The sequence below is a fragment of the Actinoalloteichus sp. AHMU CJ021 genome, from assembly GCF_002895405.1.
In the GTDB taxonomy this organism is placed as follows: Bacteria; Actinomycetota; Actinomycetes; order Mycobacteriales; family Pseudonocardiaceae; genus Actinoalloteichus_B; species Actinoalloteichus_B caeruleus.
Map to the genome: position 1 here is coordinate 2348809 of NZ_CP025990.1, position 15610 is coordinate 2364418.

The 15610-nt window shown below is 71.2% G+C and carries 16 protein-coding genes; 4 read left to right on the plus strand and 12 right to left on the minus strand.

The window, feature by feature from the left end; all coding sequences use genetic code 11:
* Positions 1-68 precede the first annotated feature (68 nt).
* The 10 genes from C1701_RS09825 to C1701_RS09870 all read right to left on the minus strand — a co-directional run bounded on the left by C1701_RS09825 (position 69) and on the right by C1701_RS09870 (position 9350).
* Positions 69-554, minus strand: coding sequence for a ferritin-like domain-containing protein (locus C1701_RS09825; protein ID WP_026417668.1), 486 nt, complete (start codon positions 552-554; stop codon positions 69-71).
* Between the two features lie 73 nt (positions 555-627).
* Complete coding sequence (locus C1701_RS09830) at positions 628-1053, minus strand: organic hydroperoxide resistance protein (RefSeq protein ID WP_026417669.1); 426 nt, start codon at positions 1051-1053, stop codon at positions 628-630.
* A gap of 237 nt (positions 1054-1290) precedes the next feature.
* Positions 1291-1851: an NADPH-dependent FMN reductase gene (locus C1701_RS09835; protein WP_026417670.1), complete on the minus strand. Its 561-nt coding sequence runs from the start codon at positions 1849-1851 to the stop codon at positions 1291-1293.
* 167 nt (positions 1852-2018) lie between these two features.
* A complete protein-coding gene (locus tag C1701_RS09840; protein ID WP_026417671.1) occupies positions 2019-2453 on the minus strand; it encodes a hypothetical protein in 435 nt (144 codons plus the stop codon).
* Between the two features lie 3 nt (positions 2454-2456).
* Positions 2457-3005 carry a peptidoglycan recognition protein family protein gene (locus C1701_RS09845; RefSeq protein WP_030104654.1) on the minus strand — a complete coding sequence of 183 codons (549 nt, stop codon included), beginning with the start codon at positions 3003-3005 and terminating at the stop codon, positions 2457-2459.
* A 272-nt stretch (positions 3006-3277) separates the two neighbouring features.
* On the minus strand, positions 3278-4747 hold the full coding sequence (locus C1701_RS09850) for a catalase (RefSeq protein ID WP_035291463.1): 1470 nt from the start codon (positions 4745-4747) through the stop codon (positions 3278-3280).
* Between the two features lie 22 nt (positions 4748-4769).
* Positions 4770-5219, minus strand: coding sequence for a Fur family transcriptional regulator (locus C1701_RS09855; RefSeq protein ID WP_030104656.1), 450 nt, complete (start codon positions 5217-5219; stop codon positions 4770-4772).
* A 316-nt stretch (positions 5220-5535) separates the two neighbouring features.
* Positions 5536-6795, minus strand: a complete 1260-nt coding sequence (locus C1701_RS09860; protein ID WP_103055843.1) for a CaiB/BaiF CoA transferase family protein — start codon at positions 6793-6795, stop codon at positions 5536-5538.
* Positions 6796-6970: 175 nt separating this feature from the next.
* Complete coding sequence (locus C1701_RS09865) at positions 6971-8047, minus strand: aspartate-semialdehyde dehydrogenase (protein ID WP_026417675.1); 1077 nt, start codon at positions 8045-8047, stop codon at positions 6971-6973.
* Between the two features lie 37 nt (positions 8048-8084).
* Positions 8085-9350 carry an aspartate kinase gene (locus C1701_RS09870; RefSeq protein ID WP_026417676.1) on the minus strand — a complete coding sequence of 422 codons (1266 nt, stop codon included), beginning with the start codon at positions 9348-9350 and terminating at the stop codon, positions 8085-8087.
* 182 nt (positions 9351-9532) lie between these two features.
* On the opposite strand from C1701_RS09870, the gene C1701_RS09875 reads away from it, so the two are divergent.
* Together C1701_RS09875 and C1701_RS09880 are read left to right on the plus strand one after the other, a co-directional pair.
* The gene (locus C1701_RS09875) at positions 9533-10774 is read left to right on the plus strand and encodes a hypothetical protein (protein ID WP_337662214.1); all 1242 of its coding nucleotides are present in this window, start codon (positions 9533-9535) and stop codon (positions 10772-10774) included.
* A 96-nt stretch (positions 10775-10870) separates the two neighbouring features.
* Positions 10871-11503: a nitroreductase family protein gene (locus tag C1701_RS09880; RefSeq protein ID WP_103055844.1), complete on the plus strand. Its 633-nt coding sequence runs from the start codon at positions 10871-10873 to the stop codon at positions 11501-11503.
* A 35-nt stretch (positions 11504-11538) separates the two neighbouring features.
* Here C1701_RS09880 and C1701_RS09885 read toward each other — a convergent pair whose 3' ends face one another.
* Positions 11539-11826 carry a hypothetical protein gene (locus tag C1701_RS09885; protein WP_026417679.1) on the minus strand — a complete coding sequence of 96 codons (288 nt, stop codon included), beginning with the start codon at positions 11824-11826 and terminating at the stop codon, positions 11539-11541.
* A gap of 594 nt (positions 11827-12420) precedes the next feature.
* Here C1701_RS09885 and leuA point away from each other — a divergent pair.
* Positions 12421-14211, plus strand: coding sequence for a 2-isopropylmalate synthase (leuA, locus tag C1701_RS09890; RefSeq protein ID WP_211237463.1), 1791 nt, complete (start codon positions 12421-12423; stop codon positions 14209-14211).
* Positions 14212-14269: 58 nt separating this feature from the next.
* Here the strand turns inward: leuA and C1701_RS09895 are convergent, their stop codons facing one another.
* A complete protein-coding gene (locus tag C1701_RS09895; RefSeq protein ID WP_051313500.1) occupies positions 14270-14968 on the minus strand; it encodes a hypothetical protein in 699 nt (232 codons plus the stop codon).
* Between the two features lie 336 nt (positions 14969-15304).
* Between C1701_RS09895 and C1701_RS09900 the strand changes: the two genes are divergently transcribed.
* Positions 15305-15595: a hypothetical protein gene (locus tag C1701_RS09900; RefSeq protein ID WP_337662215.1), complete on the plus strand. Its 291-nt coding sequence runs from the start codon at positions 15305-15307 to the stop codon at positions 15593-15595.
* Positions 15596-15610: the final 15 nt, after the last annotated feature.

Below are 15610 nucleotides of genomic sequence, written 5' to 3' on the forward strand. Positions count from 1 at the left end.
TCCGACGGTCCGTGCCGCTGACCGCGCTCCGGGGCTCCCACCGCGGTGGGAGCCCCGGAGGGCGACCGTCACCGACCGGCCAGCTGGGCCTGCCACATCCAGCGGGCCTCCTCCAGCTTGTCGGTCAACGCGATCAGCAGGTCCTGCGTCACCTGGTCGGTCTTGTCCGTCTCGTCGATCCTCGCGCGCACACGGTGCACCAGGTCGTCCAGGATGCCGACCACGTCCCGCACGACGTCGCCGTCCTGGCGCCAACCGTCCGGGTAGTTCGGCAGGCCCGAGCCCTCGGCCACGGACTTGGCCCTGCCGTCCGGCGAGACACCGAGTGCTGCGGCCCGCTCCGCGACCTTGTCGGAGTACTTCCGCGCCATCGACACGAGGTCGTCGAGCTGCAGGTGCACGCTGCGGAAGAACGGGCCCACGACGTTCCAGTGCGCCTGCTTGCCGATCAGGGACAGGTCCACCAGCTCCAGAAGCGTGGCTCGCAGCGCCCGCCCGGTGACGTCCCGTTCGGAGTCGCCGAGGGTGCTGGTGATGGGGCTGTTGCTGCTCATGGCTGTCACACCTCTTCCGTGGATGACGAGTCCGGTCGGTGGGCCGCGCCCACCCTCGGTGGGCGGCTGGCGCTCAGACGGTCGCGCTGACCCTCACGGGGACGTTCCCCCGGGTCGCCTTGGAGTAGGGGCACATATGGTGCGCCGCCTCCACGAGCTCGTCGGCCTGCGGTTGGTTCAGGCCGGGCAGGTGGGCGCGGAGGCTGACGGCGAGGCGGTAGCCGGTGTCGGCCTCGTCGACCTCGATGGCGACCTGGGTCGCGACCTGGCTGTCGGCGACCTTGATGCCGGAGAGCCTCGCGGCCTGGAGCACCGCGCTGTGGAAGCACGCCGAGTAACCCGCCGCGAACAGCTGTTCGGGGTTGGTGGCGGGGCCGCCCCGGCCGCCGAGTTCGGCGGGGACGGCGAGTTTCTCGTCGATCACCCCGTCGTCGCTGCGGACCTCTCCGTCCCGTCCGTCGCCGACGGACACCGCCGCCGCCGTGTACCGCGCGCTCATACCCTCCGCCTCCCGTGTGGTGCTGGTCCGGCCCCGGCCGGGGCCGGCCGGCCGACCGACGTGGCGGCTGTCCGCCACTCTTGCCGGGTACCCGGGAGTGCGGTGATTATGCTCGGTGGCCTTGGAGCTCAGGCGGCCCGCGCTCGTCCTCGGGACCGGTGCCCCGGCCCGGCTCGGACCGGGCACCGCCGGTTCGAACGGAGTTGGCCGGGCCTGGGCGGAGGTCGTCGACGCGCGTCAGCGCCGGTACTGCTCGGCGAAGTCCACGACCTGCTCCCCGATCGTGCGCAGGGTGTCGGCGACACCGTCGTCGGAACAGCCACCGATGTCGTCGAACCGGACCTGTCCTGAGTGCAACGAGGCTCCGAGCGGGGTCGGCCAGCCCCGGAGGGCGTGCACGATGGACCGGAGGGCGTTCAGGGTGCTGACCCCGGCCTGCCACCCGCTGGCGGTCGCGACACAGCCGACGGCCCGGCCGTGCAGGTAGGGCCGGTCGTCCGTGCGCAGGTCCTCGACGTAGTCGAGCGCGTTCTTCACCAGACCGGAGACCGTGCCGTGGTAGCCCGGGGACACCAGCACCACTCCGTCGGCGTCCCGCAGCTCGGCCACCAGGCGCTCCGCGCGGGCGGTGCGCTCGCTGATCGCCGGGTCGTAGAAGGGGAGGAGGAGATCCGAGCCGGTCAGGATGGAGGTCTTCGCGCCGCGTTCGGCCACGCCGGCCAGCACCGTCCTCAGCACCCGCTCGGACTGGGAATCGTCGCGTATCGAACCGCCCAGGCCCACCACCGTGATCGTCATGATTCCCCATCCTGCCATTCGCATCGGCTCCTGTGACCCGCCGAAACGGCTGTTCCCACACCGTGCGACCCGGCGGGTGGCCGAGCCTAGGACCTCAAGCCAACTCGAGGTCAAGTCACCGCGCCCGCCTGGGTGGGGTGAGCCAGGAGGAGGCGATCTGGCGCTGGTCAGCTGGTCATCCGAGCGGAAACCCGGCGGACGATCCGTTCGGCCTCGGACGCGCGGTCCGGCCCGAGGACGGCGAGGACGTCCTCCCGGAGCAGGTCGAGGAAGGACCGCCGCGGGCTCGCCGTGATCCCGGGCCCCGGGGCGCCCGCGTGGGCCGGGGGTGGCGGGGGCTCGTCGACGTGGCTGGACTGGCGGAACAGCGCGTACAGGCTCGCCGTCATCATGTTCACCGGCAGGACGGCGGGCGCCTCCTCGGCCGTGGTGGCCCCGACCGGGACCGCGGCCGTGTTGGCGGCCGCGAGACCCGCGTACTTGCTCGCCTCGGAGAGCATCTGCCAGGCCGGTGCGCCGCGACCGGTGCCGTGGAAGTTGATGAAGGCGTTCCACACCGCGCTGGCGATCTCCTCGGCGGTGGGTGGGGGTACGGCGGTCATCGGTCACGCTCCCAGGTGGCCGGCCACGGTGTCCCGGAAGGCACGCATGTCGCCTGGCCAGTGCGCGGGGTCGTTCTTCCGCCCCGGGGCCCACTCCTTGTGCGCGATGGTGCGTTCCACCCCGAGGCCGACGTGGGTGAGCAGGGCCGCCACACCGCGCGGGTAGGAGTCCAGCTGGGCCTCGGTCCAGTCACGCCTGGTGCCCACCGACTCGGCCTCGACTCCGAGCAGGTGCTCGTTCCCGGTGTCGACGGGGACATCGCGCCAGGGCCCTCCCCGCCCCGCGTGGTAGGCGAGCCCGGCGGCGATCACGATCCACGTGCCGTCGCGCGCCAGGCCGAGCTGGGCCAACGGTCCGGTGAGAGCCGAGGTGCCGTCCCGGACCACGGCGAGCGAGGGGTAGTTGCCTTCCGCCGGCCCGGCCGTGTGGTGCAGCATCACGCCGCGGATCTCGCCGAGGCCGCCGTGCCCGCGTTCCTTCCAACCGGCCTCCTCGTGGACCCGCAGCCCTCGTTCCCGCAGGACGTCGGCCAGCCAGGTCGCGTGCGCCATCGTTGCTCGCCCCCTTCATGTCACCGAACAACCCACCAATTCCCTTGGTGGTGAATTTCACACCAGAAGATCGTCCCGCCAATTGGCCCACACGGGTACCGCCAAGAAGGGGGACGAAGTGACGCGAGCGAGTGATCGGGCGGGGCAGGTTGGTCACGGAGGAGGAGACTTCGGCGCCCGGGACACGGCGCGGCCCGGCCAGCTCCACGTGCTGGCCGGGCAGCGCGAACGCCACGGGGAGGGTGGAGGGTGGGCCCGCCCCCGTGGACGCGTCAGCTCTCGAAGGACTCGGCCACCTTGTCGCCCAGTCCCTTGTCGACGTTGCGCCAGTACTGGAGCGCGCGCTCCAGGATTGGCTTCGACACCCCGTTGCTCAGGTGCCCCACGATGTTGCCGACCAGCCGAGCGCGCTGGTCGTCGTTGAGGACCTCCCGAACGAGGGTGCCGGGCTGGCCGAAGTCGTCGTCCTCGGAGTGCAGCTGGTAGGCGGACCGAACGATCTCGTCCCGCACCCCGAAACCTGCCGCCGTCTCACCCGCCACCGCGGCGCTGGCGTGCGCGCCACCGAAGGAGTTGGGCGCGTACACCGGGTCACCCGGGTTCGAGTAGCGCATGGCCCCGTCCTTGGAGTAGCTGTTGACGGGGGCCTTCGGCTGGTTCACCGGCAGCTGCGCGTAGTTCGCGCCGATCCGGTACCGGTGGGCGTCCGGGTAGGAGAACATGCGGCCGAGCAGCATCTTGTCCGGGGACGGCCCGATGCCGGGCACCAGGTTCGTCGGCTCGAAGGCCGACTGCTCGATCTGCGCGAAGTAGTTGTCCGGGTTCCGGTCGAGGACCATCCGGCCGACCTTGATCAGGGGGTAGTCGCCGTGCGGCCACACCTTGGTCAGGTCGAACGGGTTGAACCGGTAGTCCGCCGCGTCCTCGTAGGGCATGACCTGCACGTACAGCGTCCAGGACGGGTGCTCGCCCGCCTTGATGCTGTTGAACAGATCGCGGATGTGGTAGTCCGCGTCCTGCCCCGCGAGCTGGTCGGCCTCGCTCTGCGTCAGGTACTCGATGCCCTGGTCGGTCTTGAAGTGGTACTTGACCCAGAACTTCTCGCCGCCAGCGTTCTCCCACAGGAAGGTGTGCGAGCCGTAGCCGTTCTGGTGCCGCCACGTCCGGGGCAGACCCCGGTCGCCCATCAGCCAGGTGACCTGGTGGGCCGACTCGGGCTGGAGGGTCCAGAAGTCCCACTGCATGTCGTGGTCGCGCAGGTGGTTGTCCGCACGGCGCTTCTGCGAGCGGATGAAGTCGGGGAACTTGATGGGGTCCCTGATGAAGAAGATGGGCGTGTTGTTCCCGACGATGTCGTAGTTGCCCTCGGACGTGTAGAACTTGATCGCGAACCCGCGCGGGTCGCGCCAGGTGTCCGGCGAGCCGAGCTCACCGGCGACCGTGGAGAACCGGACCAGGCTCTCGGTCCGAGTCCCCGGCTGGAAGACGGCGGCCTTCGTGTACTGGCTGACGTCCTCGGTGACCTCGAAGAACCCGAAGGCGCCCCCGCCCTTGGCGTGCACCACGCGCTCGGGCACCCGCTCGCGGTTGAACTGAGCGTTCTTCTCGATCAGGTAGTGATCCTGCAACAGGATCGGCCCGTTCGGGCCCGCGGTCAGCGAGTGGTCGTCACTCGCGACCGGGATCCCGACGTTGTTCGTGGTGTAGCGCGCCTCGGCCACGCGTCCTCCTCGTCGTTCCATCCGTGGTGGGAACTGCCCGTTCTCAACCCGCGCACTCGGCGCACAGGCCCCAGAACACGACCTCCGCCTCGTCCACCGTGAAACCGGCGACGTCCGACGGGTGCAGGCAGGGCGCCGCGCCGCGAACGCAGTCGACATCGGTGGTACGTCCGCACCGCCGACAGACCAGATGGTGGTGGTTGTCCCCGGTCCGTGTCTCGAACCGCGCCGGATGCCCGGCCGGCTCGATCCGGCGAAGCAACCCGGCGGAGGTGCAGGCGTGCAGCACGTCGTAGACGGCCTGCGTGGAGACCGTCCCCAAGCGCGCGCGCACCGCGACCGCCACCTGGTCCGCCGTCTGGTGCGGGTTCTCGGCGAGCCATTCGAGCGCCGCCAGACGTGGGGCGGTCACTCGCAGCCCAGCGGCCCGCAGGGCGGCCCGGGTGTCCGGGACGGCCGGCGGGGCCGGTGACAGGGCGTTGGCGTCGTTCATGGTGTCCCCAGTTCAGCACTTAATCTGGAATCAGTCAAGTAACCGATGTGGTCAACATTGACCGCCCGTCGAGGAGACGGAACGCCCACTGTCCCCCGACCAGCACCGCCCCGGTAGCGCTCGGTGCCCGACGCCACGGCTACTCGTCCCGCCGGCGCGCCCCAACCCGGTCCAGAGCCGGGTCCGGTGACCGAGGAGGCGCGCGTGGGCCCGCGAGCGGTGCTCTCCCCCGCTCGCTGGTCCGGACGGCGAGCGGGGGGAGGGTGGGAGCCGCACCGCCCGACCACGTTCGCGCTCCTCGGAGGGGACGGCGGCCTCAGCGCGATGCGGTGTCCACCGCCACCTGCTCGCCGACGTGCTCCTGCCGTTGCACGACGACGCGGGAGGCGAGCAGGTTTGCGGTGTTCGCCACTCCCCACTCCAGGAGCACCTCCTCGGTGTGCTCACCGCGCAGCGCGGGACGCCCGGGCATGGCGGCGGGGGTCCCCGCGAAGCGGGGCGCCGGGGCGGGCTGCTGCACCCCGTCCACCGTGACGAAGGTGCGCCGCGCGGCCAGCTGCTGGTGAGCGGCCGCTTCCCGCAACGACAGCACCGGGGCCACGCAGGCATCGCTGTCCGCGAAGACGGTCGCCCACGCGTCCCTCGTCCTGGTCCTGAAGGCGGCCGCCAACGTCTCCCGCAGCTCGGGCCACCGGTCCGGCTCACGCGCACCCACCTCGGGGGGCACCCCCAGCAGCCGGAGGAACTCCGCGTAGAACTTCGGCTCCAACGCACCCACCGCCAGGTAGCCGCCGTCCGACGCCTCGTAGACCTCGTAGTAGGGCGCGCCGGAGTCGAGCAGGTTGGCACCCCGCTCGTCGCGCCACCGCCCGGCCGCGAGCATCGCGTGGACGAAGGTGGCGAGATGCGTGGTCCCGTCGACGATGGCGGCGTCGACCACCTGCCCCGCGCCCCCTCGGGCGACCCGCAGCAACGCGGCGAGCACGCCGACGGCCAGGTACATCCCGCCGCCCCCGAAGTCGCCGAGCAGGTTCAGCGGGATGCTCGGTGGGGACCCCGCCCGGCCGATGGAGTGCAACACCCCGGTGACGGCGATGTAGCCGATGTCGTGCCCCGCGGTGTGCGCGAGTGGCCCGTCCTGGCCCCAGCCGGTCATCCGCCCGTACACCAGGGCCGGGTTCCTGGCCGCGCAGTCGGCGGGGCCGACACCCAGCCGCTCGGCGACCCCGGGCCGGAACCCCTCGATCAGCACGTCGGCGGTGGCCGCGAGGTCACGGACCGCCGCGGCGCCCCTGGGGTCCTTCAGGTCGATCGCCACCGAACGCTTGCCGCGCCCCAACAGGTCGTGCCGGCCGTCGTCGATGAGGTGCGCGCCATCGGGCCGGTCCACCCGGACGACCTCCGCGCCCAGGTCGGCGAGCAGCATCCCGCAGAACGGCGCGGGCCCGATCCCCGCCAGCTCCACGACCCGGACGCCCGCCAGCGGGCCGGTGCCCGTCGGGTTCCCGCCGCCACCCGGGACCGCCGCTCCGCCGTCCCCGCGTCCTTCCCGTCCGAAGTTGGTCTCCCCGACCACAGTGCTCTCCCGTCTCTCGCCCCGCGCGATGTGCTAACCACAACGGCGCTTCGTCAACCCAACTTTTCGGCGATTCTCCGCGCGACCGGGTGATATGCGTCGAGTGAACGGTGACAAGCGACGAGCGGCCCGCCGGTGTCGACGAGCCGCTCGTTCGATCGGGTGAGGCGCGGGATCAGGACGTGGCGACCTTCTCCGCGATCTCGTAGGTGTTCAGGGCCGCTCCCTTGCGCAGGTTGTCCCCGCACACGAAGAAGTCCAGCGTGTTCGGGAAGTCCAACGCCTGGCGGATGCGGCCCACGTAGGTCGGGTCACCACCCACGACCTCGGCCGGCGTCGGGAAGACGCCCCGCTCCGGGTCGTCCCGGAGTACGACGGACTCCTGGCGGGCGAAGACCTCACGAGCGGCCGCCACCGTCACCTGCCGGCCGAACGTGGCGTGCACGGCGAGCGAGTGCGTGGTGACGACCGGGACGCGCACGCAGGTCGCGGACACCTTCAGCCCCGGGATCCCGAGGATCTTGCGGGACTCGTTGCGCACCTTCAACTCCTCGGAGGCCCACCCGTCCTCCTTGAGGGAGCCGGCCCACGGCACGACGTTCAGCGCCAGCGGGGCTGGGAACGGGGACTCGGCGGGCAACCCGGCCGCCGCGAGCGCCTCGGCGACGTCACCAGCCCGACTGCCGACGTCCTTGCCCGCGACCGCAGCCACCTCGGCGTGGAGCCGGTCGACGCCGGCCTGGCCGGCGCCGGACGCCGCCTGGTAGGACGCCACGACGAGCTCGGTCAGGCCGAACTCGTGGTGCAACGCCCCGAGGGCCGCCATCATCGACAGCGTCGTGCAGTTGGGGTTGGCGATGATCCCCTTGGGCCGGCGGTGCACCTGCTCCGCGTTGACCTCCGGCACCACCAGGGGGACCTCCGGGTCGAGCCGGAAGGCACCGGAGTTGTCCACCACGACGGCGCCCCTGGCGGCCGCGACCGGGGCCCACTCGGCGGAGACCTCGTCGGGGACGTCGAAGCAGGCCACGTCGACGCCGTCGAACGCCTCCGGGGTCAGTTCGACCACCGTCAGCTCGGTGCCGCGCACGGTCATCCGCTTCCCGGCCGACCGGGCGGAGGCGATCAGGCGGATCTCACCCCAGGGCACGGTCTCCCTGGAGTTGAGGATGTCGATCATCACGGTGCCCACGGCCCCGGTGGCACCGACGACGGCGATCGTCGGGCGGGTCCGGCCGGTGGTGTCGTTCATGTTCTGGTTCTTCCTCTCGACTACTGGTCGGCCGCCGTCAGCGCCCGGTCCCCGCGTACACCACGGCTTCCTCGTCGCCGCCGAGCCCGAAGGCGTCGTGGATCGCGCGGACCGCCACGTCGAGGTCGTCGTCCCGGATCAGCACCGAGATCCGGATCTCGGAGGTGTTGATGATCTCGATGTTCACCCCGGCCGTGGCCAACGCCTCGCAGAAGGAGGCCGTGACACCGGGGTGTGAGCGCATCCCCGCTCCCACCAGCGAGACCTTGCCGACGTGGTCGTCGTAGAGGACCTGGTCGAAGCCCACCTCGTCCTTGATCCGCTCCAGTTCCGCCACCGCGGTCGGGCCGTTGGTCTTGGACAGGGTGAAGGTGATGTCGGTACGGCCGGACACCGTGCCGGACACGTTCTGCAGCACCATGTCGATGTCGATCTCGGCGTCGGCGACGACCCGGAAGATCCGCCCGGCGACGCCGGGGTTGTCCGGCACGCCGGTCACCGTCACCTTCGCCTCGGAACGGTCGTGCGCGACTCCGGTGATCATGGCTTGTTCCACGGAAAGGTCCTCCACTGACCCGGTGACGATGGTTCCCGGCTTCTTGCTGTACGACGAGCGGACGTGGACCGGCACCCCGTACCGGCGGGCGTACTCGACGCACCGCAGCATGAGCACCTTCGCCCCGGACGCGGCCAGCTCGAGCATCTCCTCGTACGGGACCATGCTCAGGTGACGGGCGTCGGGGACGATCCGGGGATCCGCGCTGTACACGCCGTCCACGTCGGTGTAGATCTCGCAGACGTCGGCCTTCAGCGCCGCGGCGAGGGCCACCGCGGTGGTGTCCGAACCGCCACGGCCGAGGGTCGTGATGTCCCTGGTGTCCTGGGCCACCCCCTGGAAACCGGCGACCAGGACGATGTAGCCCTCGTCGAGCGCCTGGCGCACCCGGCCGGGGGTGACGTCGATGATCCGCGCCTTCTGGTGGGCGCCGGTGGTGATCACGCCGGCCTGGGATCCGGAGAACGAGAGCGCCTCGGCGCCCAGCGAGTGGATCGCCATCGCGACCAGGGCGTTGGACATCCGCTCGCCGGCGGTCAACAGCATGTCGAGTTCGCGTTCGGGCGGCGAGGGCGAGACCTGCTTGGCGAGCTCGAGCAGCTCGTCGGTCGTGTCACCCATCGCGGAGCAGACGACGACCACGTCGTTCCCCGCTTTGCGGGTCTCGACGATGCGCTCGGCGACCCGTTTGATGCGGTCCGCGCTCTGCACGGAGGAACCGCCGTACTTCTGGACGACGAGCGCCACGTGTCCAAACCTCCTCAGGTCAGTCCGTCTGGCAGTGCGGGACGGCCCGACCCGAAGCAGCTCGGCAGCAGTTGGACAGCCCCGCCGCCAAGTCAGCGTACAGAGAACTAACGCCGGACCCGAGTACCAATGGCCCGAAGTAGCCTGGGCGACCGAGTTGACGAGTGGTGCGGAGGAGCGCGTTGCGCGTAGATGCGGAGGCCCAGTCGGCCCACGCGAACACACCCCGGAAAGACGACCCTGACCTGGGTGGGGATGCCGGTTCGACGGACCGTCGGTGGCGGCTCCCGGCGGGCTGGACCCGACACCCCGCCGTCCACCTGTTGGCTCCCGGTGTGGTCTACCTCGCACTCGTGCGAATCGGGCTCCTCGTGCTGGGGTGGATGGCCGATGCCAACGACGTGTCGACCACGGACGCGCGCACGGTGTGGGACGGCCAGTGGTTCCTCGGCATCGCCGAGTACGGCTACGCGGGGGTACCGCCGACCCTGGTCGACGCCTTCGGGAACCGCTCCGCCGAGACCCCGCTGGCCTTCTTCCCCGGCTACCCGTTGCTCGTGCGGTGGGTGTCGGAGCTGCCGGGGGCGGGCCTGGTCGGTGCCGCCTTCGCGGTGAGCACCGTTTCCGGGGTCGCGTGCGCCTACGCCCTGGCGCGGCTGGGGGAGCACGTCGGGGGTTCCCGCCGGGCGGGACTGCTGACGGTGGCGCTGTTCGCCGCCTCGCCGATGGCGGTGGTGCTGTCCATGGCCTACTCCGAGGCCCTGTTCTGCGCGTTGGCCGCCTGGGCGCTGGTCGGCGTCGTCGAACGGCGGTGGCTGGTCGCCGGCCTGTGCGCCGCCGCGGCCGGTCTGGTGCGCCCCACCGCCGGGGCTCTGGTGATGGCCGTCGGGCTGGCGGCGCTGGTCGCGGTCCTCTCCCGCCGCGACGGGTGGCGGCCCTGGGTGGCTGGTCTGCTCGCCCCGCTGGGGCTGCTCGCCTACCTGGGTTGGGTCGCCACGAGCACGGGTTCCTTGACGGGCTGGTTCGACCTCCAGGAGCGGGGGTGGGACTCCCGCTTCGACGGCGGGGCGGCGACGCTCCGCTTCACCCTCGACGTGCTGGCCTCGGCTCCCTCGGTGCTGGAGGTCGCCACCGTGGCGATCCTGGTGGGAGCGGTGGTGTTGCTGCTCGTGGGGATCCGCATGGGCGTCTCCTGGCCGCTCATGGTGTACGCGGCCGGTGTGCTGATGATGGACGTCGGGTCCAACGGGCTGATGAACTCCAAGGCACGTCTGCTGTTGCCCGCGTTCACCCTCCTGCTGCCCGCCGCCGTCGCGCTGTCCCGCCGTCGTCCCGGCACGGTGGCCGCCGTGCTGGGCGGTGTCGTCGTCACGGGATCGTGGTTCGGGGCGTACGCGCTGACCGCCTGGCCCTACGCGATCTGATCCGGAGCGGGGGCGGAAGTACCCGGCACGGGGACTGCCCCGGTACCCGCCCCCTCGGTAGGGTGGCGCCGAAGCCGGAGGGCCGGGAGGTGCCGTGTGACGGAGACCGAAGCACCGGACGAGCGGCGGGGCGGGTGGGCCGAGACCAGTGCTCCCGTGCACCCGCTGATCGCGGGCCGCTGGAGCCCGCGGTCGCTGGACCCGACGGCGACCGTGAGCGAGGAGGCGCTTCGCGCCCTCTTCGAGGCCGCCAGGTGGGCGCCGTCGTGGGGGAACACCCAACCAGCTCGCTACCTGCTCGGCCGGCGGGGGGACGACACGTTCGACCGGATCCTCCAGACCCTGAACCGGGGGAACCGGGGATGGGCCCAGTCGGCCGGAGCGCTCGTCGTCGGCGTCGCGACCGTGTTGGACGGCACCGGTCAACCCCTGCCCTACGCCGAGTACGGCCTCGGGTTGGCTACCCAGAACCTGGTCCTCCAGGCGGTCGCCGAGGGCTTGGTCGCCCACCAGATGGCGGGTTTCGACAGCGACGCCGTCGCCGAGCTGTTCGACGTCCCCGACAGTCACGAGGCCCGGGTGGTCATCGCCGTGGGCCACCTGGCGGCCCCGGGAACCGGTGACCCGGTGACGAGGGAGCGGGACGCGCGTCCCCGGGTCCGCCGCGACCTGTCCGAACTCGTCTTCCACGGCGACTGGGCGCACCCGGCGTACCCGGGCGCCGACTGATCGCCAGTCCCGCGACCGCCTCGGGACCGGGTGGCTCAGCCGAAGATCTTCGCGGCGACGCCCATCACCAGCACCCAGAACGCGGCGGCGAGCCCGTAGTCGGCCAGCAGTTGGAGAGTGGGGTTCCCCGCGTCGAGGAGGCCGGGGAAGAACAACGAGAGGAAGTCGGCCGCGTCGGCGACCGTCGAGACCAACTCCTGGTTCTCCCCCCAGCCGAACAGGGTGAAGACGATGTGCCCTACCAGGATGGCGGCCAGCGCGAAGCCGACGAGGTTGATCAGTGTCGCCACGGTCGAGGGACCGCGCTGTCTCCGTGCCGCCATGCCCACGAGTGTGCCGGGTGACGGGCTGCGAGGGAAGATCCGCCTCCCGCCGGCAGCGCCCTGTCCGGTGCCGGACGAGCGAGGGGGCCGTCCCCCGGCGAGCGGGCCGACGGGTCCGACCCGTCGGGGTGGCCGGGACGGACCGAGGAGGGGCTGGCCGGGTGGCGCCAGGGCCGAGGACGTCACCGGGTGGCGATGGGCTCGCCGGACCGACCCGCCACCCACTTCGAGGGGAGGCGCGAGCTCCCGTGTCGGACGCCGAGGACGGGAGGTCCCGCACCGCACCGGTGGGGACATCGGCTGGTGTGCTCTCCGCCACCCTCCCGCCCGGGCGAGGGGTTCCGCCGGCACCCTGAAGGCTGGTGGACGACGTGGCGGACAGCCTGGACGACCGTCCCCCCCAGGTCAACGAGGTGAACGCCCAGATCGTGGACAGCCGGCTTCCGATCGGGTCCCGGTCGGGGTTAGGCTCGGGCCGTGGCTCGTGGCCTGCTGCTTCTCCGCCGCGACGGGGTCTGACCAGACCGGCTCCCCGGCGCGGAGGTTTGCCGACGCCGGTCGTCGCACACAGCACAGGCAGACAGAGGAGACCACGTGAGCATCCCCAGTTCCGACGCGTTGACGGCCGCCGCCAGCAGGCTCCGGACCCCGTCCCGCCCGGCCCCCGTCGGACAGCCGCACTGGAACCGCCAGCTCGGAAGCGCCATGCCCTTCCACCGGTACCGGCCCTTCGCCGAGCAGGTCGAGCCGATCTCGCTGCCCGACAGGACCTGGCCGGACCGGACGATCACCGAGGCACCGCTGTGGTGCGCCGTCGACCTGAGGGACGGCAACCAGGCGCTGGTCGACCCGATGTCCCCCGCCAGGAAGCGGCGGATGTTCGACCTCCTGGTGCGCATGGGGTTCAAGGAGATCGAGGTCGGGTTCCCGGCCGCCAGCCAGACGGACTTCGACTTCGTCCGGGAGATCATCGAGGACGAGGCCGTTCCCGAGGACGTCAGCATCCAGGTGCTGACCCAGGCCCGTCCCGAGCTCATCGAACGCACCTTCGAGGCCGTGGCCGGTGCGCCGAGGGCGATCGTGCACCTCTACAACTCGACGTCCATCCTGCAACGCGAGGTGGTGTTCCGGAAGGACCGCGCCGGGATCAAGAAGATCGCGACGGACGGGGCGGAGACCGTGCTGGCCGTCTCCAGGAAGTACCCGGACACCCGGTTCCGCTTCCAGTACTCACCGGAGTCCTACACCGGCACGGAGCTCTCCTACGCCGTGGAGGTCTGCGACGCGGTCACCGAGATCTGGAACGCCACCCCGGAGAACCCGGTGATCATCAACCTGCCGGCCACGGTGGAGATGGCCACCCCGAACGTCTACGCGGACTCGATCGAGTGGATGCACCGGAACCTGGCCCGCCGGGACTCCATCGTGCTCTCGCTGCACCCGCACAACGACCGGGGAACCGGGGTCGCGGCCGCCGAACTGGGTTACCAGGCGGGCGCGGACCGGATCGAGGGTTGCCTGTTCGGCAACGGTGAGCGCACCGGGAACGTCTGCCTGGTCACGCTGGCCATGAACCTGTTCAGCCAGGGTGTCGACCCCCAGCTCGACCTCTCGGACATCGACGAGGTCCGGCGGACGGTGGAGTACTGCAACCAGCTCGCGGTGCCCGAGCGCCACCCCTACGGCGGTGACCTGGTGTACACGGCGTTCTCCGGCAGCCACCAGGACGCCATCAACAAGGGCTTCGACGCACTGCGCGCGGAGGCCGCCGCGGCCGGTTCCGAGGTGGACCAGTACCGGTGGGCGGTCCCCTACCTGCCCATCGACCCCAAGGACGTCGGCAGGAGCTACGAGGCGGTCATCCGGGTCAACTCCCAGTCCGGCAAGGGCGGGGTCGCCTACGTGATGAAGACCGAGCACCAGCTCGACCTGCCCCGGCGGTTGCAGATGGAGTTCTCCAAGCTCGTCCAGCGGGTCACCGACTCCGAGGGCGGCGAGGTCGACCCGAAGGCCATGTGGGACGTCTTCGCGACCGAGTACCTGGACGCGGTGACGCCGCTCCGGCTCGGGGGGTACCAGGTCCAGGGCGGCGGGACGAGCAAGATCGTCGCGGACGTGGTGGTCGAGGGCGAGGAACAGCAGATCACCGGTGCCGGCAACGGGCCGATCTCCGCCTTCGTGGACGCGCTGGCCACGGTCGGGTACGACGTCAGGGTCCTGGAGTACGTCGAACACTCGTTGTCCGCCGGCGACGACGCGAAGGCCGCCTCCTACGTGGAGTGCGCGGTGAACGACCGGGTCCTCTGGGGCGTCGGGGTGGACACCTCCACCGTGGCGTCGGCGCTGCGAGCGGTCGTCTCCGCCGTCAACAGGGCCAACCGCTGACGACGCGGGGTGGTCGGCCGCGAACCGGCCGACCACCCCCGCGCCTACGGCCTGCGGATCACTTCCACCAACGGACCGGCTCGGCGGAGTAGTCGGTGCCGGGCACCTCGTCCGACCGGTCGTTGCGCCAGATCTCGAAGCCCGCGACCTCGGTGGCCTCCGGGGCCAGCGAGATGTCACAGGCCTGGTAGCTGGCGCCGACCTCGGTGAAGTCGCCACCCGCGGACCCGCTGTCGCACTGGTCGAGACCGCCGAAGATGATGGTCAGGTCCTGGGCGCGGGAACCGTCGGGCAGGATTCCCCTGGTCCCGCCGACCGAGGCGTAGGCGAGGTCGTCGCCGCTCTCGTTGGTGACGGTGTACTTGAGGTAGTAGGGCACCAGGCCGGCGACCTGGTCACCCATGTCGAGGGGGTCGAGGTCGGAGGGCGAGCCCTGCTCGATCGCGTCCAGCGTGATGCTGATGACGCCGGTCGAGTCGGCGTACTTGAAGGGGATGTAGGCGGGCTCACCCAGCGCGAGCTCGGTGCCCTGCGGGGTGAACTCCCCGGAGAACTCACCGGCCGGCTCGACCGGGACGTCCGAGGCGTCGACCTCCTCGTCCTCCGCCACCTCGCTCTCGGGGGCGATCTCGGAGGTGGCCTCAGTCGGGGTCGAGGAACCCGCCTCGGCGTTGCCCTCCTCCGTGGAGGAACAACCGGCCAGCACCACCGCGGAGGCGGCGACCGCGACGAGGGGGGACCATGAACGGATTCGCAAGGGTGTCTCCTGTGTGAACCGCGCGCACCGCACCGGGGAGTCGCGAGGACTCCCCGGTCGGTACGACGATGCGAAAGTGGACCCCAGGGCACGAGTGAGTATGCCGTTCACACCCCTCACACACCCCCCGAATGGATGAATTTGTTGGCAAGAGAACCCGCGTCGCCCAGCGGGTGAAGGAGGGAACGCGGTGCGTGACCGGTTCCCGCCGTTCTTCCGAGCCGGGGTGGTGCGCTCCGGCGACTCGTGGTGATCGGACCGCTACCGCTCCTGGCGTACCATCGCCACCCAGCCGAACGAGCCTTCGGTCGCCGCCCACCCTCCCCGGACGTACGGTTGGCGCACCCGGCCCGCCGCTCCAACGAGGAGACGATGATGGACACCGGATCGGACGACGAGCTGCGCTGGTGGGTCAACTGCGTGGACTTCTCCGGACGCACGCGTCGGATCAGCGTCCTCGTCATGGGAGACCGGGTGGCCGTCGTCACCCCTCCCGGGGAGACGGCGGTGTTGAGCGCATCCGACGCGGCCCAGCTGGCGTTGGCCCTCGACAAGGCGGCGAGCGGTGAGCGGAACGCGACCGGGTCGCTGCCCACCCCTCGCCCGGGGCCGACCGAGGGCGGCTGACCCGGGGCCGGCCAC